This window comes from Devosia algicola (genome assembly GCF_028816455.1).
GTDB lineage: Bacteria > Pseudomonadota > Alphaproteobacteria > Rhizobiales > Devosiaceae > Devosia > Devosia algicola.
On sequence record NZ_CP118246.1, the window covers coordinates 2,690,616 to 2,714,123 of the forward strand.

17 protein-coding genes and 6 pseudogenes are annotated in these 23,508 nt (G+C 58.5%); 10 read left to right on the forward strand and 13 right to left on the reverse strand.

Annotated features, from left to right (window positions below; all coding sequences use genetic code 11):
* Entirely contained in the window at positions 1–477 is a 477-nt protein-coding gene (locus PSQ19_RS14290; protein WP_282218282.1) for an MmcB family DNA repair protein, read from the forward strand.
* 8 nt (positions 478–485) lie between these two features.
* Here PSQ19_RS14290 and PSQ19_RS14295 read toward each other — a convergent pair whose 3' ends face one another.
* The 4 genes from PSQ19_RS14295 to PSQ19_RS14310 are packed head-to-tail and all read right to left on the reverse strand — an operon-like array spanning position 486 to position 4,044.
* Complete coding sequence (locus tag PSQ19_RS14295) at positions 486–1,190, reverse strand: MBL fold metallo-hydrolase (RefSeq protein WP_282218283.1); 705 nt, start codon at positions 1,188–1,190, stop codon at positions 486–488.
* The gene (locus PSQ19_RS14300) at positions 1,168–2,106 is read right to left on the reverse strand and encodes an MBL fold metallo-hydrolase (RefSeq protein ID WP_282218284.1); all 939 of its coding nucleotides are present in this window, start codon (positions 2,104–2,106) and stop codon (positions 1,168–1,170) included. Before PSQ19_RS14300 ends, PSQ19_RS14295 begins: the two co-directional genes overlap by 23 nt.
* 24 nt (positions 2,107–2,130) lie before the next feature.
* Complete coding sequence (locus tag PSQ19_RS14305; protein WP_282220713.1) at positions 2,131–2,682, reverse strand: ActR/PrrA/RegA family redox response regulator transcription factor; 552 nt, start codon at positions 2,680–2,682, stop codon at positions 2,131–2,133.
* Positions 2,683–2,706: 24 nt separating this feature from the next.
* On the reverse strand, positions 2,707–4,044 hold the full coding sequence (locus tag PSQ19_RS14310) for an ActS/PrrB/RegB family redox-sensitive histidine kinase (protein ID WP_282218285.1): 1,338 nt from the start codon (positions 4,042–4,044) through the stop codon (positions 2,707–2,709).
* A 136-nt stretch (positions 4,045–4,180) separates the two neighbouring features.
* Here PSQ19_RS14310 and PSQ19_RS14315 point away from each other — a divergent pair, with 136 nt between their 5' ends.
* Both PSQ19_RS14315 and PSQ19_RS14320 read left to right on the forward strand, forming a co-directional pair.
* The gene (locus PSQ19_RS14315; protein ID WP_282218286.1) at positions 4,181–4,696 is read left to right on the forward strand and encodes a DUF2852 domain-containing protein; all 516 of its coding nucleotides are present in this window, start codon (positions 4,181–4,183) and stop codon (positions 4,694–4,696) included.
* Between the two features lie 130 nt (positions 4,697–4,826).
* Complete coding sequence (locus tag PSQ19_RS14320; protein WP_282218287.1) at positions 4,827–5,558, forward strand: M48 family metallopeptidase; 732 nt, start codon at positions 4,827–4,829, stop codon at positions 5,556–5,558.
* Here PSQ19_RS14320 and PSQ19_RS14325 read toward each other — a convergent pair.
* Positions 5,555–7,981 (reverse strand): transglycosylase domain-containing protein, encoded by a 2,427-nt coding sequence (locus PSQ19_RS14325; protein WP_282218288.1) that lies wholly within the window; start codon positions 7,979–7,981, stop codon positions 5,555–5,557. The genes PSQ19_RS14320 and PSQ19_RS14325 overlap by 4 nt on opposite strands.
* Positions 7,982–8,354: 373 nt before the next feature.
* Between PSQ19_RS14325 and PSQ19_RS14330 the strand changes: the two are divergent.
* The 4 genes and pseudogenes from PSQ19_RS14330 to PSQ19_RS14350 all read left to right on the forward strand — a co-directional run bounded on the left by PSQ19_RS14330 (position 8,355) and on the right by PSQ19_RS14350 (position 11,460).
* Positions 8,355–9,375: pseudogene (locus PSQ19_RS14330) on the forward strand (Ldh family oxidoreductase).
* Positions 9,376–9,647: 272 nt separating this feature from the next.
* Positions 9,648–10,511: a flagellar motor stator protein MotA gene (gene motA, locus PSQ19_RS14340; RefSeq protein ID WP_282218291.1), complete on the forward strand. Its 864-nt coding sequence runs from the start codon at positions 9,648–9,650 to the stop codon at positions 10,509–10,511.
* 27 nt (positions 10,512–10,538) lie between these two features.
* The gene (locus PSQ19_RS14345; RefSeq protein ID WP_282218292.1) at positions 10,539–10,958 is read left to right on the forward strand and encodes a flagellar motor protein MotB; all 420 of its coding nucleotides are present in this window, start codon (positions 10,539–10,541) and stop codon (positions 10,956–10,958) included.
* Positions 10,921–11,460 carry an OmpA/MotB family protein gene (locus PSQ19_RS14350; RefSeq protein WP_282218293.1) on the forward strand — a complete coding sequence of 180 codons (540 nt, stop codon included), beginning with the start codon at positions 10,921–10,923 and terminating at the stop codon, positions 11,458–11,460. Before PSQ19_RS14345 ends, PSQ19_RS14350 begins: the two co-directional genes overlap by 38 nt.
* Here the strand turns inward: PSQ19_RS14350 and PSQ19_RS14355 are convergent.
* Positions 11,457–12,604, reverse strand: a pseudogene (locus PSQ19_RS14355) (citrate synthase). The gene PSQ19_RS14350 and the pseudogene PSQ19_RS14355 overlap by 4 nt on opposite strands.
* Positions 12,605–12,689: 85 nt before the next feature.
* On the opposite strand from PSQ19_RS14355, the gene PSQ19_RS14365 reads away from it, so the two are divergent.
* Positions 12,690–13,769 carry a citrate synthase/methylcitrate synthase gene (locus tag PSQ19_RS14365; protein WP_282218296.1) on the forward strand — a complete coding sequence of 360 codons (1,080 nt, stop codon included), beginning with the start codon at positions 12,690–12,692 and terminating at the stop codon, positions 13,767–13,769.
* Between the two features lie 19 nt (positions 13,770–13,788).
* On the opposite strand, the pseudogene PSQ19_RS14370 reads toward PSQ19_RS14365, so the two are convergent.
* From PSQ19_RS14370 to PSQ19_RS14395, 6 genes and pseudogenes are all read right to left on the reverse strand, one after another.
* A pseudogene (locus tag PSQ19_RS14370) lies at positions 13,789–14,869 on the reverse strand (ABC transporter ATP-binding protein).
* A 10-nt stretch (positions 14,870–14,879) separates the two neighbouring features.
* Positions 14,880–15,966, reverse strand: a pseudogene (locus tag PSQ19_RS14375) (Gfo/Idh/MocA family protein).
* Entirely contained in the window at positions 15,963–16,979 is a 1,017-nt protein-coding gene (locus PSQ19_RS14380; RefSeq protein ID WP_282218297.1) for a Gfo/Idh/MocA family protein, read from the reverse strand. Before PSQ19_RS14380 ends, PSQ19_RS14375 begins: the two are co-directional and overlap by 4 nt.
* Positions 16,980–17,012: 33 nt before the next feature.
* The gene (locus tag PSQ19_RS14385) at positions 17,013–17,786 is read right to left on the reverse strand and encodes a carbohydrate ABC transporter permease (protein ID WP_407648208.1); all 774 of its coding nucleotides are present in this window, start codon (positions 17,784–17,786) and stop codon (positions 17,013–17,015) included.
* Between the two features lie 109 nt (positions 17,787–17,895).
* Positions 17,896–18,771: a carbohydrate ABC transporter permease gene (locus tag PSQ19_RS14390; RefSeq protein ID WP_282220714.1), complete on the reverse strand. Its 876-nt coding sequence runs from the start codon at positions 18,769–18,771 to the stop codon at positions 17,896–17,898.
* A gap of 81 nt (positions 18,772–18,852) precedes the next feature.
* Positions 18,853–20,145 (reverse strand): annotated as a pseudogene (locus PSQ19_RS14395) (ABC transporter substrate-binding protein).
* A 301-nt stretch (positions 20,146–20,446) separates the two neighbouring features.
* Between PSQ19_RS14395 and PSQ19_RS14400 the strand changes: the two are divergent.
* Positions 20,447–21,370 carry a LysR family transcriptional regulator gene (locus tag PSQ19_RS14400; protein WP_282218298.1) on the forward strand — a complete coding sequence of 308 codons (924 nt, stop codon included), beginning with the start codon at positions 20,447–20,449 and terminating at the stop codon, positions 21,368–21,370.
* Positions 21,371–21,398: 28 nt separating this feature from the next.
* Here PSQ19_RS14400 and PSQ19_RS14405 read toward each other — a convergent pair whose 3' ends face one another.
* Entirely contained in the window at positions 21,399–22,052 is a 654-nt protein-coding gene (locus tag PSQ19_RS14405; RefSeq protein WP_282218299.1) for a TetR/AcrR family transcriptional regulator, read from the reverse strand.
* A gap of 271 nt (positions 22,053–22,323) precedes the next feature.
* On the opposite strand from PSQ19_RS14405, the pseudogene PSQ19_RS14410 reads away from it, so the two are divergent.
* Positions 22,324–23,476: pseudogene (locus PSQ19_RS14410) on the forward strand (Gfo/Idh/MocA family protein).
* Positions 23,477–23,508 lie beyond the last annotated feature (32 nt).

Below are 23,508 nucleotides of genomic sequence, written 5' to 3' on the forward strand. Positions count from 1 at the left end.
ATGCCTGAGCCTGCCACCCCTGATCTGCCGCCCATTGTTGACCTTCGCCAGTCCGCGACTGCCCTGCGAGTGCAACGCGGGGTTATGCGCCTGCTACGTCAAACCTACGACATGTGCTGCTACGCCGAGGTGTCGCTCAACAGCGGCCGGCGCGCCGACGTTCTGGCGGTCGGCCCTAAGGGTGATATCTGGATCGTTGAAATCAAATCCAGCCTCATTGATTTTCAGGTTGATCGCAAATGGCCTGAATATCGCGACTATTCTGACAGGTTCTTCTTTGCCAAACCGCCCGAACTGGATGCTGAAATCTTTCCCGCCAGTGAAGGATTGATCGTTGCCGATGGCCACGACGGTGCCATCCTGCGCGAGGGTCCTCATACGCCCATCGCGGCTGCACGGCGTAAGGCGCTGATGCTCAAGCTGGCTCGGCTGGGCGCGGATCGAATCCACGCCCTGATGGACCCCGGGCCCAGCTAAGGCATTGCTTAGCGTGCATCGTCCCGTATTTCGGCACCGGTCAATTCACCCAGCGTGCTTTGCAGCGATTGCATCAGTTTGAGCTTGTCCGCATCATTGGCTGTCGCCCCCAGTTCCTGGCTGAGCCGAATGGTGAACTCGGAAAATGCATTGTGCCAGTCCGACGCGATCTGGGCATGATCGATGCGCTGCTCGGCTGGTCGCGTGATGGCCCCCACGCCGTGCGGCAGCAACTCGAAACTGTCGTCGAGCAACGGCAGTATAACCTGGTCACCAGCCAATCCTGTTTCGATCAGCGCGGCTCGCAACGCGTCCCGTTCTTCATCATCCCCATGGGTCAGGAACAGGGCCCCATGCGCGGGCAAGCGTTCGCCGATCCACGCCATCAACTCGCTATGGTCGGCATGGGCAGAATAGTTGCCGAGTGAATGGATTTGCGCCCGAACAGGCACGAGCGATCCATGTATGCGGACTTCGCGCGCGCCCGACTGAATGACGTGCCCAAGTGTGCCAGGGGCTTGATAACCCACAAACAGCACGGTGGCGTTGCTTCGGATCAGATTATTGCGCAAATGGTGCTTGATACGTCCGGCGTCACACATGCCCGACGCCGACATGATGATGGCACCGCCCCGAATGGTGTTGATCGCCTTGCTGTCCTCGACCGCCTCGATAATGCGAAAACGCGAATCATTGAACAGGCTCTTCGGCACCCAACTGCACATCGTCAAACATTTTTGCGTATTTGCGGTAGACGCTGGTCACCTTGCTGGCCAGTGGACTATCGAGAAACACCAGCTGTGGGTCGATTTCACCCGACTTGATCAGATAGCCGATATCGTGCAGCAGCTCCTGGCTGCGCTCGACCGCAAATGTGGGAATGACCAGATTGCCGCCGCGCTCCAGCGCGCCATTGATCTCGCGTTTGAGATCGGTCCGACGCTTTTCCAGTGAGTAGTCTTCGCGCTCACGGCCGCCATAGGTGGATTCGGACAGAATATAGTCAAAGCCCGCCGGCCCTTCCGGCTCCTTGTAAAAGACCTTTTCGTCCGGCCCCACATCGCCCGAAAACATGATCGAAATGGTCTTGCCCTCGCCATCCTTGACCTGCACTTCGATTGAAGCGGACCCGATAATATGGCCCGCGTTCCAGAATCGTGCCCGCACCCCGGGTCCAGGTTCGATCCATTCGTAGTATTGCGTGGTTTGTCGGTGTTTGAGCGCCTCTTCGGCATCGATCATGGTATAGAGCGGCTGAGCCGGTTCATTGCCACGGCGCCCCCGCTTGCGCGATTCGCGCTCCGCTTCACTTTCCTGAATGCCGGCGCTATCGGGGAGCAGATATTCCAGTAGCCCCGCGGTCGGTCCCGTCATCCACATCTCACCCTTGAAACCCTCTTTATAGAGTTTGGGCAATAGCCCCGCATGGTCAATATGGGCGTGGGTCAGCAACAAAAAGTCGATGGCACCCGGATTGAATGGCGTTGGCTTGAGATTGAGCGCCCGGACTGATTTGTTGCCTTGAAACAGGCCGCAATCAACCAGAAACTGCCCGCCGGGATGGGTAACGCGATAGCACGACCCGGTGACGGTCCCCGCCGCCCCATGAAATTGCAAGGTGACGGTCATGGATACTCCTGAAAATGATCGGGCTTAGCGCGGCGCGCGCTTTGCCAGAATACGTTGCAATGTCCGCCTGTGCATATTGAGCCGCCGTGCCGTTTCCGACACATTGCGGTCGCACAATTCATACACCCGCTGGATATGCTCCCAGCGTACCCGATCCGCCGACATCGGATTTTCTGGCGGCTCCGGCTTGTCCTCGCCCGTTGCCAACAGGGCGTTGATCACATCGTCAGCATCGGCCGGTTTGGACAAATAGTCCACCGCCCCGAGTTTGACCGCCGTAACCGCGGTGGCAATGTTGCCGTAGCCCGTCAGGATGACCGCCCGCGCATCGGCACGTTTCTGGTGCAGTGCCGATACAACCGCCAGGCCGTTGCCATCATCAAGGCGCATATCGACAACAGCATAGGCTGGTGGTCGCTCGGTTACCGCTGCAAGGCCCGCCGCGACGCTGCCCGCAATGCGCACCTCAAAACCCCGTCGCGTCATAGCGCGCTCGAGGCGGGTCAAAAAGGCCGCGTCGTCATCAACCAGCAGCAGGCTTGCATCGTGCTGCAACAATTCTTCTATCGTGCTCATCGCTCCTAGATAGGCGCTCACGCCTTAAACGTCAAAGCTGCTTTGTTCGATCTCGATATCTTGCGCTGGGCGCCGCCACCGGATCCGGACCTGCGCATGGCCATAAGTGGCAATATTTTGAAACGCCAGCCGCGCTCCGGTGCGCTCCAACAGGGTTCTGGCGATAAAAATACCCAACCCCAACCCGCCGGGTTTGTCGGCGTCAGGCCCTTGAGGATCGCGGGCGCGAGTCGTCAGATATGGCTCCCCCAGTCGCGCGATCAACTCCGGCGGAAATCCGGGCCCATCGTCGGTAATGGCAACGGTGATCATATCCTTGTCCCAGCCCGCCTCCACATGCACCTGCTGTTTGGCAAAATCGCTGGCATTCTCAATCAAATTGCCCAGTCCGTAGAGCAACCCGACACTACGCCGAAACACTGGCGGCGCACCCACGGCATTTTTGTGATCGAACAGGATGACAGTGCCGCGCCCTTCATGCGGTCTGGCGACTTCTTCCAGCAGGTCCGTAAGTGGCACCGCCGCAAAAGGATCGGCGCCATCCGAGCCAAGATTGCGTAACTTGGCCAGAATGGCCCGGCATCGCGCCGCCTGCTCAATGATCAATTCCACATCGTCGGCCAACTGGCTGCCCGGCTCGGTATCCGGGCGCATCTCTTTGGCGGCCAGCGCGATGGTGGAAAGCGGCGTGCCCAATTCGTGCGCCGCCGCCGCGGCCAGCCCGTCGAGCGCGCTCAACTGTTCCTTGTGTGACAGCGCCAGTTCTGTCGCTGCCAGCGCGTCGGCAATCTGACGCGCATCATGGGCGACACGGTTGGTATAGGCGGCAATAAACACCACCCCGCAGATCAGCGACACCCAGATGCCGATGACATAGATACGATTGAAGATGATGGTTTCCTGCGGATCCCACGGCAGCGGCAGATGCCAGATCGCCAGCAGTGAAGCGATCGCGGCAACCAGCAATGCCATGCAAAAGGTAGCGCGCTGGGGCAGGGTGCTTGCCGAAACAGAAACGGGGGCCAATAACAACAGCGAAAACGGGTTGTGCAAACCCCCCGTTAGCGCCAGCAAACCGCCCAACTGCAGGCAGTCATAACCAATCTGGATGGCGGCAAACAGCGTTGAAGGGCGATGCGCCACGCCAAACCGCACGATCATCACGATGTTGAACAGCACCGATAGCCCGATCAGGGCAAAACATTCGGCCAGTGGCACCCGAAAGCCCAGCCCCAGTGCCACAAACAACACCCCGATTGCCTGCCCCCCAATCGCCAACCAGCGAAGCAACACCAGCGTTTCAAGGCGCAAGGGGCGCCAGCTTGACGGCATGGCGAGCCCATCGGCAGGCTGATCGTTCATGGATTCACACTCGTTTTTTGGGTCGCATGGGAAATAGCTGGGCCAATTTCAAGATCGAAAAAATTGCGGGCACATTCTTGATACCGCCGCGGTAATTGCCACATTTCCTCTATTCGTGACTGGGAAAGGTAGCGAAATGCACACTGCAATCATCAAACCACAATTTTCGCCCATTACCATCGCCTTGATGGTACTTGGGTTTATCGTCTTCTGGCCGCTTGGACTAGCCATCCTGGGTTACATTATCTGGGGTGAAAAGTTCGGCGGGTCAGCTGAAAAGGCACAATCTTACTGGAACAAGGGCAAGTCCTGGTGCACCTCAAATAGTGGTCGTCGTCATGGACATCACCACAATCACTACGCCTCGACCTCCAGTGGCAACGCCGCATTTGACGAATATCGTACCGAGCAGCTTCGTCGCCTCGAAGAAGAGCGGGCGCGTCTTGATGAAGAGATCAATGAATTCCACGATTATATGGCCAACCTCAACAAGGCCAAGGATCGCGAGGAATTTGACCGCTTCATGAACGAACGCCGTGGAAGTCGCCAAGGCTACACCGATGACAACAACAATGGTGGCAATGGTGGCAACGACGATAACGGTCCCAACAATGGCGACAACAATAGCGGCTGGGGTCAGGATAACCGCTGACCCCACCAATAGTCCTCCTGAGCAGTCGCCTGCTATTGGCGATTAAACCTGTGGCGCCCCTGTTGGGGCGCTTTTTTTGTGTGGCATGGTGATAGGCAACGGCCGCGAATCGCGCTTCTATCGCGCCAGCATGAAACTGTTCGCCCGACAAAAAATTCCCGCCACGACCACGCTCGATATTGACGGGCACCCGGTGCTCGTTCTCGTGCGCACAAATGCGCGTGCGAGAAACTATCGCCTCTCAATTCCTCATAGTGGTGGACCAGTCCTGTCGCTACCGCCTCACGGACGTTGGATCGACGCCGAAGCTTTTTTACAGCGCCAGCGCAATTGGCTGGCCGCCCGACTGCCGCGCGCTGCTGCCCCAGTCGTCTTTGCGCCCGGCGCCATCGTGCCGTTGCGCGGACAGGATCATCTAATTGTTGCGAGCGGCAGGACGCGCGGCCGGGTCGAGATTATTGAGGATGGCGACGTCATGACGCTCATCGTGCCCGGCGCCCCCGAGCATCAGGCGCGGCGGCTGACCGATTGGCTAAAGCAACAGGCAGAGTTGGACCTCAAACGTCAGACCATGGTCCATGCTGAACGGTTGGGTGTCACGGTGCGCGCGTTGCGCCTGCGCTCCCAGTCAACCCGCTGGGGCTCCTGCTCCAGCGTCGGTAATCTCAACTTCAATTGGCGCCTGATCCTGGCGCCCGATTATGTGCTCGATTATGTGGCCGCTCACGAGGTCGCCCATCTGGTCGAAATGAACCATTCTGCGGCATTCTGGGCGACTGTCAGCAAAACCCTACCGGACATGGAACGCGGCCGCGCCTGGCTCAAGGCCCATGGCCGCCAGCTCATGGCTTACGGCGTCTAGTTGCCGAATAGCAGATCCATTAGTGTGCGCTGACTCTTCTGGCTTTGCTGCGGCGTTGGATCAGTGCCGTTGGGATCGAACGCCTGTAGAGGTTGGCTCGGCGTCAATGGCTGGTCCGGCGTCAGGGGCTGCGATCCATCCAATGCCTGATCGCCGCCAATGATCTGGCCATCGCTCGGGCCGAACTGGCTCTCGTCAAAGGCTTGCCCGGATGGCACCAGGGGCTGTCCAGTAGTCGGGTCGATCTGAACCTCCACCGGCTGCCCGGTGATCGGGTCAACATATTGCACCATCGGCTGACCCGTATTGGGGTCGATGATTGCGGCGCCCGTATTGGGATCAACCAATTGCTGGGCCACCGGCGTGTTGCTGGCATCATAGCCGCTTGGCAGGTTTTGTGGTGTCAGACCCGCATGGGCCTTTGCCATGAATTCCGACCAGATCGCCGCCGGTACGGTGCCGCCATAAAGCGTGGTCTTGGTGGCATTGTCATTGCCCAGCCATACCCCGGTCACATAGCGCGAGGTGAAGCCGATAAACAGCGCATCTTTCGAGTTTTGCGAGGTACCGGTCTTGCCACCAAAATTCCAGCCGCTCAGATTGGCGCCCTTGCCCGATCCGACTTCGACGACCCCGGACAGCATATCATCCATTTCAGACACAATATTGGGGGCAATAACGCGGCCCGGACCAGCGGTCGATGCCTCATATAACACCTTGCCCTCGGCGGTTTCGATCTTGGTTATGACGCTGGGGATCACACCGATGCCACCGTTGGCAAATGGCGCATAGGCACCAGTCAATTCCAGCAGCGACACTTCCTGGGTCCCCAGTGCAATGGAGGGCACTGCGAGCATGGGCGAGGAAATGCCCAGCCGCATGGCTGTGTCGATCACCACCTGTGGGGTCACATCGATAGCCAGTCGCGCCGCAACCGTATTGATCGAATAGGTCAGGGCCTGTCGCAACGTCACCGGCCCCGCATATTTATTGTTTGAATTGCGCGGGCTCCAGCCCTTGTAGTCGAACTGGGCATCTTCAGCGACAGTGTCCGGGGTATATCCCTTTTCCATCGCCGCCAGATAGACGAACGGCTTGAATGTGGAACCCGGTTGACGCCGCGCCGTGACCGCGCGGTTATATTGGCTGGCCTGATAATCCACCCCACCCACCATGGCGCGGACATTGCCCTCGGTATCCATTGATACCAATGCGCCCTGGTTAAAGCCGCGCTTCTCGCCATCGCGCGCCACCGCTTCCTTGAGAACGAATTCGGCTTCCTTCTGCAAGTCCCAGTTGATTGTGGTCGAAACGATAACGTCCTCGTTCACATCGCCCAGATAGGCCTGCATGAGACTTTCAACCCAGTCAGCCACATAGGATTCGCCCCCCGCAATCTTGGTGCGCACTTTCTGGCTAGGATCAATCGTTGCCGCTTTGGCCTCGGCCTCGCTTATATAGCCCTCATCGGCCATGGCCTGCAGCACCACACTCTGGCGTTGCGCTAACGCCTGCGGATTGGATTTGGGATTGAGGCGCGACGGAGCCTGAAGCGAACCCGCCAGCATCGCTGCTTCGCCCAATGTCAGATTGCGCGCCGACTTGCCAAAATAGGTCTGTGCCGCCGCTTCGATGCCGAACGAATTATTGCCGAAAAACATTCGGTTCAAATACATCTCAAGGATCTGATCCTTGGTGTAATTGTGCTCGAGCCAGATCGCCAACAGCGCTTCCTGCACCTTGCGGCCCAAATTCTGGTCACGTGTCAAAAAGAGATTTTTCGCCAATTGCTGGGTAATTGTCGATCCGCCGCCGGTGATCCGACCCTCGCTGACATTATTGACAAGCGCCCGGGCGATACCGATCGGATCAATCCCGAAATGCTCGTAAAACCGTCGGTCCTCGATGGCCAGAACGGCAGCGGGAACATAGGCTGGCAGTTCCCGCAGCGACGTCGCCTCGCCCCCGGTCTTGCCACGGTTGGAGATAAGCTGTCCGTCTGCTGCCAGAATACGGATATTGGGCGGGCGATCCGGCACGGCCCATGTATTGGATGCCGGCAACTGCGCTCCATAATAGACAATGATACCGGCAACTGCGATTCCCGCCCAAAGGCAGGCAACAAAACCCCAGTGCAGGACAAATACCAAAAAGCCGCCTGCGCCGCTGCGCCGCTTCTTCTTCTTGACCGGCTTGGCTGTGCGCGCGGTGCCGCGTTTCTGCGGCCGTTTCTTTGGTGGTGGTGCGCTGGGGCCGCCGGAGCGCTCGTCATCCACGAACCCGCCGACAGACTGGCCCATGCTGGGTTCTACCCGATCTCGTCCCTTGCCCCAGCCGGTCTTTTTGGCTTTGGCCGCCGGTTTGCGCGCACGCTTTTTTGGTTGCGCGCCAACACGATCGTCAGGAGAAATCCGAAAGTCCATGCATTATGTCCAACGATATGGCGGTTTTGTCCGCTCAGCCTGCACCAACATCATAGCCGATGGCGCCTCGACATGTCCGGCACCGATAAAAATCTTCCCGAACCAGCATATTGTTCCGGTGGACCGCAAACACGCGAATTCGCTTGTCCGAGTCAAATGTGGCTGGTTTATGGGGCACCAGACCTGATTCTTGCAACTGTTACCCGTGCGCCACATCTATTAGCATAGACTGCGGCGTCTGCAGTAAAACAAAATTTGAACTTGTGCGCGTGATTCGACTGACCGTTGAGGTTGGATTGGCAACACTCAGGGTTTGTGACGTCATGTGTATGTCTTTGCGCGTCGGGGACCAGGAATTTGGAGAATGGAAAGCTTGACCGATACAATTACCCTGACCCTGGAACAGGCGCGACATCTGAGCATCGATATATTGCTGGCTCTGGGGCTGTCGCCCGATCATGCCGATGCCGTCAGCGACACCATCATTGCAGGGCAGCGCGACGATTGCCATTCCCATGGTCTGTATCGCCTCATCGTCTGCGCTCAGACAATAAGAGCGGGCAAGGTTGCTCTTGACGTCAGTCCAGCGATTATCGATGCAGCGCCCGCCATTGTTCAGGTTGACGCCAGAGGCGGCTATTCGCTGCTGGCCTTCAAGCGCGGATTGCCAATACTGGCCGAAAAAGCCCGTTCGCAGGGCATTGCGGCGCTCGCCATCAATAATTGTGTGCATTTTTCTGCCCTGTGGCCCGAGGTCGAGGCAATAGCCGCCGCCGGACTGGTGGGGTTGGCGATGACGCCCAGTCACAGTTGGGTAGCGCCAGCGGGCGGCACCAGCCCGGTTTTCGGGACCAACCCATTGGCCTTTTCCTGGCCACGAACCGGCAAATTGCCATTTGTCTTCGATTTTGCCACCAGTGCCGTGGCGCGCGGCGAAATCGAGCTGCATAGGCGGGCCGGCAAGGCAATACCGTCCGGATGGGGCCTTGATCGCGACGGTCAGCCAACCACGGACGCCGCCGAGGTGCTCGATGGTGCCATGCTCACCTTTGGAGGCCACAAGGGGTCAGCCCTCGCTGCGATGATCGAGCTTATGGCCGGCCCGCTGATTGGCGATCTGACAAGCCTGGACAGCCAGGCTCACGATGGTGACGTCGGCGCATCGCCGTTCCATGGCGAGCCTGCTCATTGCGCTTGATCCAAAAAAATTTCCGGGCAACGGAGATGGACAGCGTGAGGCGCGCGCCGAGGCATTGTTCGACGCCATCGTCGGGCAGGGCGCGCGCCTGCCGTCGCAACGGCGATACGCAGCGCGCTTGCGAACCGAGCAGTCCGGCACGGTGTCCATCCCCAAGGCTCTGCATGACGACCTGATGCGCCTGTCCCGACGTTAAGATCGGCCCAATAAGCGCAATTTGCCAAATTAGGCACGCCCAATGACCATGCCTAGTTCGATCCGCCCCGCGCGAGAATACACTCACTGTTAAGGTTAATGGTCACATAATGGCAGTGGCAGCAAATTGGTGCTGTCCAAACGCGCCTCGTCAAAGGGACCGCACACGCGCTCAAACTGCACGTCTGATCGGTGTCGATCATCTGGCGGTGAGATCACGACAGTTCTGGTGGGCGTATTGTCGCCGGAAACGGCTTAACTTGGAACTGGGTTATGCGTCTTCTAGTTGGAATTCTTATCGTTTTTGCTTGCGTGTTCGGCGGCTATCTCGCCCAGGGTGGCCACATGGAGGTGCTGTTTCAGCCCTATGAAGTGTTGATCATTCTTGGGGCAGCGACCGGGGCATTTGTCATCGGCAACACGGGGGCCGTTCTCAAGCAGTGCATTGGCGTCATGGGGACACTGTTTCGCGGGCCGCGCTACAACAAGGCGGCCTATGTTGAGCTTCTGGGTCTGCAATTCAGCCTGTTCAAGCTGGTCCAGGCCAAGGGCGTTCTGGCGCTGGAGCCGCATATCGAAGATCCGGGTCAGTCCCCGATCTTTGCCAAATTCCCGAAATTTGCGGCCAACCATCATGCCGTTGAGTTCATGTGTGATTATCTGCGCATGGTCACGCTCGGTACCAACAATGTCCACGAAATGGATGCGTTGATGGATGAGGAGCTCGAAACCCATCACCAGGAAAACGAACGGGTGGTCTCTGCCATACAGGCGTTGGCAGACGGTACACCGGCATTGGGTATCGTTGCTGCCGTGCTCGGGGTTATCCATACAATGGGCGCGATCAGCGAGCCGCCGGAGGTTCTGGGTCATATGATCGGCGGCGCGCTGGTGGGTACCTTTTTTGGCGTGTTTGTCGCCTATGGGTTCTTTGGCCCCATGGCGCAGGCATTGCGCAACATTTACGAGGCAGAGAACAAATATTTGCTGTCGATGAAAGTGGGGCTGCTGGCACACATTTCGGGCCAACCTCCGGTTCTGGCAATTGAATTTGCGCGAAAGCTGCTGATGTCTGAGGACCGCCCGACATTTTCCGAGATTGATGAATCGACCGCCGGCTTGGCGGCCATAACGTAACGCTGGAACACCATCAAAGAGGGCCTCATGGCCACCCACGACCAACCGATCATCATCAAAAAGATCAAGAAGAGTGCGCATGCCCATCATGGCGGGGCCTGGAAGATTGCCTATGCGGACTTTGTGACCGCGATGATGGCATTTTTCCTTTTGCTCTGGTTGATCAGCATGACCACGCCCGAGCAAAAGGAGGGCCTGGCCAATTACTTTGCGCCACCCAATGTCAGCCCCTCCAATAGCGGCGCAGGCGGCATTTTGGGTGGCACGGCAATTGATCAGGCCGGTGCCCAGATGGCGGGCGCGGCCCCGAACGCAACCATGGATGTCTCGCTGACCCCCGAGGGCGGCAAGGACGGTTCACAGCGCGCCGTGCTTGGCGGCAGAGACGGCAAGGACAGCACCCAGCTCGATGCCTCGAGCCTCGACCCGGGCCGATCCGCGCTCTAGCTACGATCCCAATTTTCATGCCGCCGCTGCCAGTATTCGGCAGGCCTGGCAGGCCATGCCCGACATCGCCCAGATCGCCGATAATCTGCTGATCGAGGAAACCAAGGATGGGCTGAATATCGAGATCGTCGACCAGAAGGGGCGTCCGATGTTCCCCGAAGGCTCGAAATATCCGCTTGAAATTACCCGCCGGGCTATTGCCGCTATCGCGCCCATCCTGCAGCAATTGTCCAACCAGATCACGATTTCAGGCCATACCGCCGCCGGCGAGCAGTTCAACAATGCCCGATACGGCGCTTGGGACCTGTCCAGTGACCGTGCCAATGTGGTGCGTTCGATTCTCGGCGAATTCGGGTTGGGTGACGATCACATCAATGCCGTCATCGGCAAATCCACCACCGAACCGTTCTTTCCCAATGATCCCTATATGGCGGCCAATGAGCGCATAAAGATTACCGTGCTCTATGACGCGCCGCCCGTACCTACCGATCTGCATTTTTAGCCGCGCGGAATGGTTTCCAGTGGTGGACCGACATAGTTGGCGCGGGGGCGGATGAGTGCCCCCGAACCAACCTGTTCAAGCGCATGGGCAAGCCAGCCGATTGAACGGCTCAGCGTGAACAGGGCAAAGGGAGCCTTCTGCGGGCAGGTCAAATGCACTGGCGAGGGCCGCCAGTGCGAAATCGATATTGGGCTGCTCGCCAACGATCGATTCAATGGCCTCGTAAAGTTCGGCATGGATCGCGGGCAGCTTGAAATGTTCGATCAGTGCCTCGGCCCTGACATCGCCTTGCGGGTAAAGTCGGTGTCCGACGCAGGGAATGGGGCGACCCTGCTGCAAAAAGCTTTCGATGGCCTTGCGGGCACCAATGCGTTTGGCTGTCTCGGTCAGGTCGCCCATTGCCGCTGCCGCACCACCATGAAGCGGCCCGCTTAGCGCTGCCAACCCGGCTAGCGCCGCCGCTGCCAATGATGCGCCGGTCGACGCGGTTACCCGAACCGCAAATGTCGAGGCGTTCAACTCATGTTCCGCGAGCAGAACCAGAACGCGCCGCACCATATCGGCGCTGGCCGGACGTGCCCAATGGTCGGCCAATCTCAAATGCAGCGCCAGATCGGGTCGCGACGGACCGGCCAGTGTTGCGGCCAGCGCCCCCACGGTTTGGGTGGCGTCGGTCTGCAGCATGGCCCCGTTGCGGCCAAGCGTCGGTAATTGCGTTCCGGCCAGATCGGCCAATACCTCCAAAGGGGCCCGATTTTCTGGAACCTCAAATGCGTCCGGCACCCGAAAAACGGGGTGAGGACAGTCCCACAACAGGCCTGCTATTGCTTCAAGGCTCACCGATTGCGACAGGCTCAGCTGCGTCCTGACCACGATAATACAACCGACCATCGGTGATCGTCGAAATTGCCGTGGGCAGCACCGGCTCGCCCCAGGCAATGGTCTGGCTTGCCACCGTCGCGGCTCGGCCGGGGCCAGGTCGGCGCTGGGCAAGCCGGTCTACATCCTCACTGCGATAAAGTGATCGACGTGAATCGACAGGGTCGGGGCGCGACTGAATGCGACCGCGCGAGACATTGGCATAAAGAGTTTGCGGCTTGGTTCTTAGTCGTGCCAGCGCCGCGTCGGCCGTAATCCATGTCATGGTCACTCATATTGATCAATTACATCAAGATTGACGTCAATGATAATAGAGCCGATTTACGAGCCTTGGCAAAGGAGAAGGCAATATGAGTTCTGGTCTTGATGACGTGATCGCCGCCGAAACGGCGTTGTCAGATGTCGATGGTCTTCAGGGCCGCTTGATCATTGCCGGTCATTCGCTCGATGCTTTGGCCGGTCAGGTCGAATTCGAAGCGGTGCTGGCATTGCTGCTCGATTGTGATCCAGCTGATCTCAAGGCGGCAATTGGCGCCGCGCGGCTCCGGGTTTTTGATCATCTGAGTGCCGTTGACGGCGCATTATTGAATATGTCGCCGGTTGAAGCGCTGCGAGCGCTAATGGCGCGGCTCGCAGACGGTGAGGATGACGAGACGGCCCATGCCCTGATCGCCGCCCCGGCGGTTTTTACCGCTGGCCTGACAAGACTGCGCCAGGGTCTGTCCCCGGTGCCGCCCGACCAGACGCTGGGCCACACCGCTGATATGTTGACAATGACCTACGGTAGGCATCCCGCACCTGAACAGGTAGCGGCACTTGAGGCCTATCTGGTGACTGTTGTCGATCACGGACTGAATGCCTCGACTTTTGCCGCCCGCGTCGTCGCGTCGACCCGCGCAGGTCTGACCTCGGCGGTGCTCGCGGCCTTGAGCGCGCTCAAGGGGCCACTCCACGGCGGTGCGCCGGGTCCGGTGCTGGATATGCTTGATGCAATCGGTCAGCCCGACAATGCAGAAAAATGGCTGACCCGTGCCTTGGGTGATGGAGAGCGATTGATGGGCTTTGGTCATCGCATCTATCGGGTGCGCGATCCGCGCGCCGATGCGCTCAAGGCGGCATTGGCGAAGCTTGCGGCCGCAGGCTATGTGCCCCCTGAACGTTTGACCCTGGCAGAAACCGTCGAAGCCACGGCGCTGCGATTGCTCAAGCAGAAAAAGCCGGACCGGCCACTTGAAACCAATGTCGAATTCTACACAGCCTTGCTATTGGAATCGCTCTGCTTGCCGCGCGGAGCGTTTACCTGCGTATTTGCCGCCGGTCGCGTCGGCGGCTGGGTTGCCCATGCTCGCGAACAGATTGCAACCGGTCGGCTGATGCGACCGCAATCGCGCTATATTGGACACAACGTCACAGCGCCACTTGGCGTTTGACCTCCCAAGAGCGATCAGATCACGCTGCGGCGCCGCTACCATCAAACAGGTGGCAGCGGGCAGGATCGACATAGGCGATTGCGGTCGATCCCAACGCCACCGGGCGCTGGCCTTCCAGCGAGATGGCCAGGCTTTGCCCATCGTCCAACGTTGTGTAAAGCAGTGTCGCGCCGCCCAGATGTTCGACCAGATCGACCCGCATATCGCCGAGCCTTGAGGCCAGAGCCCTCGTTAAGGGTGATATGCTCCGGCCGGACGCCAAAGGTCAGGCTATCTCCTGGCTTGGCCCCGACCGCCCGGCTTAGCGCCAGATCGTGTCCGCCGGTATGAACCAGCGCACTATTGTCATCGCCCGATTTCAACTGGGCAGTTAAAAAGTTCATTTTGGGCGAACCGATAAAGCCCGCAACGAACAGGTTGCGCGGATGGTTGTAGAGATCGAGCGGGGTGCCGACCTGCTCGATATTGCCAGAATTGAGCACCACAATCTTGTCGGCCATAGTCATGGCTTCGACCTGATCGTGGGTCACATAGACCATGGTGTTGCCCAGATCATTGTGCAGCTTGGCGATCTCGACGCGCATCTGAACGCGCAGTTCAGCGTCCAGATTGGACAATGGCTCGTCGAACAGGAACAGACGCGGTTCGCGCACGATGGCGCGGCCAATGGCAACGCGTTGGCGCTGCCCGCCCGAGAGCGCCTTGGGCTTGCGGCCAAGCAGCGGCACGATCTGCAAAATTTCGGCTGCCCGCTGCACGCGCGGTTCGATCTCGGATCTTTTCAGCCCGGCTGTTTCAAGACCAAAGGCGAGATTTTTGTAGACCGACATATGCGGATAGAGTGCGTAGGACTGGAATACCATGGCGATGCCGCGCCGCGCCGGTGGCACATCGTTCATCCGCTCCCCGTCGATCACCAGATCGCCTCCGGTAATCGGTTCGAGACCCGCGATCATCCGCAGCAGGGTGGATTTACCGCACCCTGAGGGGCCGACGAAAACCACGAACTCGCCCGGCTCGATCGTCAGGTCAATGCCATGAATGACTTCGATATCGCCATAGGCTTTCACCACATTCTGCAAAACGACGTTGGTAGCCATTGTCGGCTCCTTAAGTACGGAAAGCGGCTGGAACCCAGCTCTGATATTTGGGGTGATCGCGACCGATCGGCAGGCTCACTTCGGTGTGCGTTTCGGACGAATGATAGAAAGCCGTGACAATTTCCAGCGCCTGCCGGGCATCAGCCGTGGTCACAGGCAGGGCTGTGCCATTGGTCAACGCGTCGTGAAAACGGGCGACCTGAGTTTCAAAGCGAGGCGGCACATGCGTCCAACCCTTGAGTAGATCGGCAATTTTGGCCGCTATCTCGTCGTTGGCCGGGATGATTTTCCAGGGCTTGGCACCAGGCGAATAGGCTTCGTGATCGCTTTCAAAGGCAACATTTTCAAAGGCCAGTCGAATACGGCTGATCTCGTCCTGATTGCCCAATGTCGCTGTCAGCGATGCCAGGGCGCCGCTTTCAAGCACGCATGAGGCTGAAACGCAGTCTTCGACCTCAATGTCATTGACGCGCGTGGCGACGCGACCGAACAGGCCGGTAATCGGTCCCATCAGATAGGTCAGGATATCGTGGATGTGAATGGCATGGGTCATCAGAACCCCACCCAGTTCGGTGGCCCACTTGCCGCGCCACGGCACCTCATAGTAGGCCGAAGTGCGCTTCCAGAAGGTTTCGACGGTCGCGACATAGGGTTTGCCGGCCAGGCCGCTATTGATAATTTTTCGAACCTGCTCGATGCCATCGCCATAGCGATACTGAAAAATCGGCATCAACTTGCCTTTGGCGGTCTTTTCGACCTCGACAACCTCGTCGAGCCTGCGCCAGCGAGCCGACTAATGGTTTCTCACAGATGACGTGCTTGCCCGCCCTGAGCGCGGCCATGATCTGGGGATAGTGCACCATGGGAGGCGTGCAGACATCGATGATGTCGATATCGTCCATCCTCAGCAGCGCGTCGAAATCAGTCAACCGCTGCTCGATACCGAATTCCGCGCCAATACCGTCCAGCCGATCCTGACTGAGATCACAAATGGCCGCGATGCGGAACTTGTCGGTATTGGGCAGATAGCCTTCTACGATATGACTGCGCCCGATTCCTAGACCGACCACCGCTACATTCAAGATCTTGTCGCTCATGCCGACCACTCCGAATTGGTTTCCGCCAGTTGCTGGGCCTTAAGCGCCAGTTCCATGGCCTTGTAACAGTGAGCCTGGCTCATTGCCGTTTCCGTACGGTTCTGGATATCGCTTATCAGCTGACGACCATAGGGCAAATCAACCTCCGAGCAATCGATATGCTGGGTGCCTTTGCCATCGACCAGAAACAGATGATCGGTGCCGGGGCGCCCGGCAATGTCTATATATTTGCGGAGTTCGATATAGCCTTCGGTGCCCAAAATCGTCAGGCGGCCATCGCCCCAGGTCGGCAGGCCTTTTGGCGTGAACCAGTCAACGCGAATATAGCCGGTGGCATTGGGCGCACGCAGGTGAATATCGCCAATGTCCTGTAGGCCCGGCCGGTCTGCATTGGCGCGGTTGGACACGGTGGCGGATACGACTTCGGCATCCAGCGTGTCGGCAAAAAACAGGAATTGCTCGCACTGGTGGCTGGCAATATCGGCCAGAATGCCGCCATAGCGGGCGCGCGTGAAGAACCAGTCAGGGCGCGGATTATTCTTGAGCGCATGGGGCCCAAGCCCCACCGTATTGATCACCTCGCCGATGGCGCCAGCCCGCACCAGTTCACCAGCCTTGACGGTGGCGCGGGTTTCAAAGTGTTCGGAGTAGCAGACCGAAAAAATCCGCTTGGTTTCGGCCTGTACCGTCTTGATCTCATCAAGCTGGGCAAAGCTGATCATGCCCGGTTTGTCGCTCATGACGTCCTTGCCGTGGCGCATGGCGGCAATGGCGATATCAGCGCGATCACCGGGAATGGCCGACGTTATGACCAGCGCGACGGTCTCGTCTTCGAGGATGACTTCAGGCTTTTCCACCCGCTTTGCCTTTGGAAACTTGGCGACGAATTCGGCGGCCAGATCGTCCTCGACGGCATGGAAGGCGACCAGTTCCGCGCCGGCACGCAGCAGGCAATTCACCTGTCCGTAAATATGGCTGTGATTGATGCCGATAGCGGCGAATTTAGTGGTCATGGGAAAACTCTGACAAAAGATGGTTCAAATCGATCAGCGCTTCATGCCGGTCGTGGCGATGCCGTCGATCAGCAGGCGCTGGAAGAACAGGAAGAACAGGAAGATCGGCAATAGCGACAGGCTCGACATGGCGAACAACCCGCCCCAATCCGACTGTGCGGTGGAGTCCACAAAAGTGCGCAGTCCAAGCATGACGGTGTAGGTGCGAATATCGCTGAGATAGATCAGCGGTCCGAAAAAGTCGTCCCACGTCCAGATGAAGGTGAAAACGCCTGCGGTGGCCAGCACCGGTGTCGACAGCGGCAAGAGCACTTTCCAATAGATGCGCCAGGGTGAACAACCATCCATTTGCGCCGCCTCATCAAGCTCCTTGGGAATGCCGCGGAAAAACTGCACCATCAGGAAGATAAAGAACGCGTCGGCGGCGAGGAATTTCGGCACGACAAGCGGCAGAATGGTGTTGATCCAGCCCAGCCCCTGAAACAGCACATATTGCGGGATCAGGGTGACCTGATAGGGCAGCATCAGGGTGCCCAGCATCAGCGCAAACCAGAAGGAGCGACCGCGAAATTCAAGGCGCGCAAAGGCAAAGGCAGCCAGCGAACAGGTCGCCAGATTGCCGATAATCGCCAGAATCGCGATGATGAAAGAATTGAGGAAGAAGGTGCCGAACGAGACCCGCAACCCGTTCCAGCCGCGCACATAGGCATCAAGCGACCAGCTGGATGGCCACAGCGTTGAGGATGAAAAAATCTCGTTCTCCGGTCGGAACGAGGCCGACAGCATCCACAGCAAGGGATAAAGCATCAATATCGAGGCGATGATGAGGGCTGCGTGGGAAGCCGTCGACAGGGCACGCTTGCGCCAGCGCGCTGCGCTGTCATCAGCGCCCGTTACGACGGTGAGGCGGGGAGCGCTACTCGTCATAATGCACCCAATATTTCGAGGTCAGGAAGGAGAAGCCGGTAAAGGCCGCCACGATTGCCAACAGCACCCAGGCCAGCGCCGAGGCATAGCCCATGCGGAAAAAGCCAAACGCCTCCTGATAGAGATAGAGCGTGTAAAACAGCGTCGAATTGATCGGATTGCCAGTGCCGCCCGAAATGATGAAAGCGGGGGTGAAGCTTTTGAACGCATCAATTGTCTGGATGACGGCGTTAAAGAACACGACTGGTGTCAGAAGCGGCAAGGTGATCTTCCAGAACATGCGCGATTTGCTGGCCCCATCAAGACTGGCCGCTTCGTACATGTCCTGCGGAATCTGGCGAAGGCCGGCCAAAAATATGATCATGGGTGAGCCGAACTGCCAGATCGAGAGCACAATCAGCGTCCACAGCGAATAGCGCGGATTGGAGATCCAGCTTGGTCCCTCAATGCCGAAGATGGCGAGGAAATCATTGACCACGCCGTCCCCGGCAAACAATTGCCGCCATAGCACGGCAATGGCGACGCTGGCACCCAGCAGCGATGGCAAATAGAACACGGCGCGATAAAGCGGCAGGCCGCGCATGCCGCGATTGAGCAGCAGGGCAACCGCCAGCGCGAACGCCAGTTTCAGCGGCACCGAAAAGATCACGAAAAAGAAGGTAACCCGCATCGAGGCGGCAAATTTCGGATCGGCGGTAAAGATGCGGGTGTAATTGTCCATCCCCACCCAGTTGGGTGAGGTCAGGAGATCAAAGTCGGTAAAGCTGAGATAGAGTGAAGTGAGCATTGGCCCCAAAGTGAGGCCGAAAAAGCCAATGAACCAAGGGAGCAGAAACAAATATCCCGGTGCATCGCGGGTCCACATACGTGACCAAAACGAGGGAGTGACCGCGCGCCCCAACTTGGCGGCGCTATCGGCGGCGCTATAGGAGTGCGCGGTCATCGATTAGCTCGCCGCCCGTGCCAGAATATCGGCAGCGCCACTGACCAGTTCGGGACCGGCGTCATCGGGTGACTTGGCACCGAAGGCGACTTCCTGACTAATGGTGCGCAGGAGCGAGGCTGTCAATTTCGCCCGCTGCCGCCGGTGGCGATGGTGGCAAGGCCGCCAAAAGGTCACCCAGATTGGACACGAAGTTCAGCGCGATCTTGCTCTGCTCGTCCAGTGTCGGTGCCAGCGCATCGCGCACTGAAGCCGAGCAGGGAATGCCGCGTTCAACGCCCAGAACCATGGCCGCATCCTTGTCATTGACAAAGAAGCTGATGAATTTTGCCGAGCCTTTCCTTGTCGTTGGATTTGCCGGCCACCGAGAAGAACATCGAAGGCTTGCGATAGTGCCCGCCAGGGGCGTCCGTTGCGATGCGGGGGAAGTTGGTGATGGTGATCTCATCCTGGTTGATCGCCTGGAAGGCCACCAACTGGTTTGAGTTTGACGGGATCATCGCCGCCTTGCCCAATGTGACCATCGTTGTTTCAAGCGGTCCGGTATCAAGCGCCTGATCTTCAGCGGATACGCAAACGCCTGCGTCACGCAGGTCGGCCCACATGGCGAACCATTCGGTGGCATCGGCATCATCAAAGGCCAGCTTGCCTTCGGCTGTATAGAGCGCTTTGCCCTTCTGGCGCAGCCAGTTTTCCAACATGGGTTCGGAACCCGAGCCGTCGCCGATCAGCTTCATTTCGCCCTTGGCATTGAACTTTTCGGCCATGGCCTTGAGATCGTCGTAGGTGGTCATCTTGCCCGGCAACTCGACGCCAGCGCGTTCGAAGGCGGCCTTGTTGACCATCATGGCGACCGAGTTGGCCCCCAGGCTGATGCCGTAAAGCTTGCCATCGACCTTGCCGCCGTCGAGCCTGATCCTGATCGAAATCGTCCAGTTTCAGCACATCCCCGACATAGTCATCGAGCGGGGCAATAGCGCCACGGTCGGCATATTCAACGATATAGCGATAGTCCATCTGGATGATGTCGGGGGCGTTGCCACCGGCGGTCTGGGTGGCCAGCTTGGGCCAATAGTCGCCCCAGCCAAGAAACTCGCCTTCCACGACCTGACCCGGATTGGCCTTGTCATAGAGGTCGGTGACGCCATAAGTGCGGTCGGCGCGGGCCTGTCCGCCCCAGAACAGCAAGCGCAGGCGCGCTTCCTGCGACAGGACCGGGCTGATACCTAAAGCACCAGCAGCCATGAGGGTTGTGCTGCCGACCAGAAACTGGCGGCGATCGATACGAATTGACATTTACTTCCTCCCTGGAAATCTTTTTACCGGCAGAGCCAGCTATTATTGGAACAGCGACCTCCCAGTCGCTAATTCACCGATTAGTTACAAACTTTGACGCACTCTTTTTGCAGTGTCAAGACACTTGTATGGAAGATGGCGCGCGAGACTTTCGTCATTTATCGTCTCGATTGTTTGCCATCGCCATGCCGAGGCGCCGGTTTGGGCATTATAGAGCCATAGAGAGGGTGCGGGGAAAAATACGAAATCACCGGGATAATATAGATGCTATCTATAGCCCGGCCCAGCGGAGGAATCGGTCATGGACAAACTATTGCAGCAATTTCTGGCCATCGCCGAGGCTGGCAGCATCAGTGGGGCGACGGCGGCGCTATATGTGACCCAGCCCACCCTGACCTTCAATATGCGCAAACTCGAGGAGAGCCTGGGCGTGCAATTGTTCGTGCGCTCCTCCCAGGGCATGCGACTGACCGCCTATGGCGAAACGCTTTACGAAAACGCCCGGCTGATGCGGCGGCTCTACGACAACACGCTCAATGCGCTCGAAAACCAGCGGCTGCGCACCGAACGCGGCCTGAGCATCGGCTGCGGCTATTCCTGGTGGTCGTTGCTGGTACGCGACATGGTGGTTCAATATGCCCAGCAATATCCCAATGCGCCGATCCAGGCGAGTCTGGGCAACCAGTTGCGCTGCATGGATCAATTGTTGTCCGGCGATATATCGCTGTTTATCGGGCATGAAATTGTCGGTCTGAACGCAGCCACAAGCACAGAGTTTTTGCCGCTAACCAGCGTTCATGGCGCCTATTATGTCCGCGCTCGCCACCCGTTGCTGGGGCGACCGCGCGACCGCCACGAGATCGAGGCTTATCCCAGCGTCACGAGCACGCCACCCGAAACCCGGCACCAGCGTTTTTTTGACGCTGCCCATCGGCAGGACCGGTCCTCGACTCTGTTTGATCGCACCCGCTTCGCCTTCGGGTCCAACTCGCTGGCCGCGTGCCTTGATTTTATCAGCGCCACGGACGCAGTGCTGAGCCATACCAGCGTCATGGCCGACGAATTTGGCAAGCGCGACATTCACCAGATTGCGTTGAGCACGCCGCCAACCCCCGAAACCGTTGGCATTTATGTGCTCGCTGAACGGATTAATGACGAACGGGTCGCGGATCTGATCGCGCGGATCAAGCAGATGGCGCACGCCAGGCTGGGTCCGCCAGCCTAGCAAGCCCGCCGAGGTTTTGCTTGCCGTTCTACCTGTCCGGCCTGGTCTGCAAATAGTCCAGCACCATCTGCACCGCCTGGGCTTCGCGCTCCTGGACCATAGTGATCTCGGACAGGTCACGCTCGAAAATAACCGAGAGCGTCTTCATGTTGGAGACATAGAAATAGCCAAGGCCCGCAATGGAAATATAAAGCTGCACCGGATCGACATCGCCGCGAAAAATACCAGCGTCACTCCCCTTGCTGACAATGGCCCGGAGTTCGGCGACCAAGGGCGAATGCAGGGCGGGAATGTCAGCGATCTGTTTGAGAAAGCGGGCATTATGCAGGTTTTCAACGGCCAGCAGACGCGGGAACCAGGGGTTGGCCAGATAGTGGCGAAAGGTGAAACGCACAATGCGGTCCACCGCCTCGACCGGATCGAGTTTGCTGAGCGAAAGCTCGCGTTCGCCGCTACGGATTTCGAGATAGGCATCGTGCAGAACCGCCAGATAGAGCGCCTCCTTGTTGCCCCAGTAATGATAAAGCAGGCGCTTGTTGGCGCCAGCGCGATCAGCAATGGCATCAACCCGCGCGCCCTCGAATCCACGCTCGGAAAACTCGCCCCGCGCCGCCGTCAGAATGGCAGCTTTCGTCTTGGCCGAATTGCGGGGACGCCGGGCGGGCGGGGCGGTCAGGGTCACGGAAAAGGGCACCAATCGGGTTTGCAACGACGCCTAGGCGATAGCAGCGGCGACGGAGCGGGTAAAGGCACTAGCGTTGACGCCGATCCCCTCCGCACCCCTCAACGGCTAACATTGCGCTCACGCTGAGCGCTGGCAAAAGGTGGTTTTGGGCGCATCGAGTCCTGCATTTCGTGCATGGCTCGCCTTGACAAACCACTTGACGGAAAACCGGCCTGATGTAACAAGTAACCAAGCAGTTACAAATGTCAATGATATTGAGGGGCGACAAATGGCGGAACAACGGCTGGGCGTGATCATGCATGGCGTCACCGGGCGCATGGGTTATAATCAGCACCTGGTGCGCTCGATCCTGGCCATTCGCGATCAGGGTGGCATTGCGCTCAAGAATGGCGACCGGCTGGTGGTGGATCCGATCATTGTCGGGCGGGACGCCGACAAGATCGAGCGCCTTGCCAAAAAGCACAATATCGAGCGCTATGGCAGCAATCTTGATGCGGCATTGGCCAACCCCGACGACAGCGTGTTTTTTGACGCTGGCACGACATTGATGCGGGCCGGACTGATCGAAAAGGCGCTGACCGCCGGAAAACATGTTTATTGCGAAAAGCCCACATCGGACAATCTTGAGGTGGCGCTCAATCTGGCCAAGACGGCGCGCGCCTCGGGTCTCAAGCATGGCGTGGTGCAGGACAAGCTGTTCCTGCCGGGCCTGATGAAACTCAAAATTCTACGCGACAGTGGCTTTTTTGGCAAAATTCTCTCGGTGCGGGGCGAGTTTGGCTATTGGGTGTTTGAAGGTGACTGGCAGCCGGCCCAACGCCCGAGCCTGGAATTATCGCAAGGCCGATGGCGGCGGCATCATCCTCGATATGCTGTGCCACTGGCGCTATGTGCTCGATAATCTGTTCGGCGAGGTCAAGGCCGTCTCCTGCCTTGGCGCAACGCACATTCCAGAGCGCGTCGATGAAAATGGCAAGCCTTACAAGGCCGATACTGATGATGCGGCCTATGCCACGTTTGAACTTGAAGACGGGGTGATTGCGCAGATCAATTCGAGTTGGACAACGCGGGTTCGGCGCGATGATCTGGTGACCTTTCATGTCGATGGCACCCATGGCTCAGCGGTTGCGGGCCTGCACAAATGCTGGAGCCAGCACCGGGTCAATACGCCAAAGCCGGTGTGGAACCCGGACCAGCCGCAAACGATGAATTTTTTCAACGATTGGGAAGAAGTGCCCGACAATTGGCCGGCCGAAAACGGCTTCAAGGCGCAATGGGAAATGTTCCTGCGCCATGTCGCTGAAGACGGTCCGTGGCCTTATGGGCTTGAGGCGGGTGCCAAGGGCGTGCAACTGGCCGAACTGGGCCTTAAGAGCTGGGAAGAACGGCGCTGGCTCGACGTGCCGAAACTGGAATTCTGACAGCGACGGACTGACCCTGGCCATTGCCGGGG

What these genes read in the sequence shown, in the direction of transcription:
- PSQ19_RS14290 (WP_282218282.1), top strand. Translation starts at nt 1, where the DNA reads ATGCCTGAGCCTGCCACCCCTGATCTGCCGCCCATTGTTGACCTTCGC.
- PSQ19_RS14300 (WP_282218284.1), bottom strand. Translation starts at nt 2,106, where the DNA reads ATGACCGTCACCTTGCAATTTCATGGGGCGGCGGGGACCGTCACCGGG.
- PSQ19_RS14305 (WP_282220713.1), bottom strand. Translation starts at nt 2,682, where the DNA reads ATGAGCACGATAGAAGAATTGTTGCAGCACGATGCAAGCCTGCTGCTG.
- PSQ19_RS14310 (WP_282218285.1), bottom strand. Translation starts at nt 4,044, where the DNA reads ATGAACGATCAGCCTGCCGATGGGCTCGCCATGCCGTCAAGCTGGCGC.
- PSQ19_RS14315 (WP_282218286.1), top strand. Translation starts at nt 4,181, where the DNA reads ATGCACACTGCAATCATCAAACCACAATTTTCGCCCATTACCATCGCC.
- PSQ19_RS14320 (WP_282218287.1), top strand. Translation starts at nt 4,827, where the DNA reads ATGAAACTGTTCGCCCGACAAAAAATTCCCGCCACGACCACGCTCGAT.
- PSQ19_RS14325 (WP_282218288.1), bottom strand. Translation starts at nt 7,981, where the DNA reads ATGGACTTTCGGATTTCTCCTGACGATCGTGTTGGCGCGCAACCAAAA.
- motA (WP_282218291.1), top strand. Translation starts at nt 9,648, where the DNA reads ATGCGTCTTCTAGTTGGAATTCTTATCGTTTTTGCTTGCGTGTTCGGC.
- PSQ19_RS14345 (WP_282218292.1), top strand. Translation starts at nt 10,539, where the DNA reads ATGGCCACCCACGACCAACCGATCATCATCAAAAAGATCAAGAAGAGT.
- PSQ19_RS14350 (WP_282218293.1), top strand. Translation starts at nt 10,921, where the DNA reads ATGCCTCGAGCCTCGACCCGGGCCGATCCGCGCTCTAGCTACGATCCC.
- PSQ19_RS14365 (WP_282218296.1), top strand. Translation starts at nt 12,690, where the DNA reads ATGAGTTCTGGTCTTGATGACGTGATCGCCGCCGAAACGGCGTTGTCA.
- PSQ19_RS14380 (WP_282218297.1), bottom strand. Translation starts at nt 16,979, where the DNA reads ATGACCACTAAATTCGCCGCTATCGGCATCAATCACAGCCATATTTAC.
- PSQ19_RS14385 (WP_407648208.1), bottom strand. Translation starts at nt 17,786, where the DNA reads ATGCTTTATCCCTTGCTGTGGATGCTGTCGGCCTCGTTCCGACCGGAG.
- PSQ19_RS14390 (WP_282220714.1), bottom strand. Translation starts at nt 18,771, where the DNA reads ATGTGGACCCGCGATGCACCGGGATATTTGTTTCTGCTCCCTTGGTTC.
- PSQ19_RS14400 (WP_282218298.1), top strand. Translation starts at nt 20,447, where the DNA reads ATGGACAAACTATTGCAGCAATTTCTGGCCATCGCCGAGGCTGGCAGC.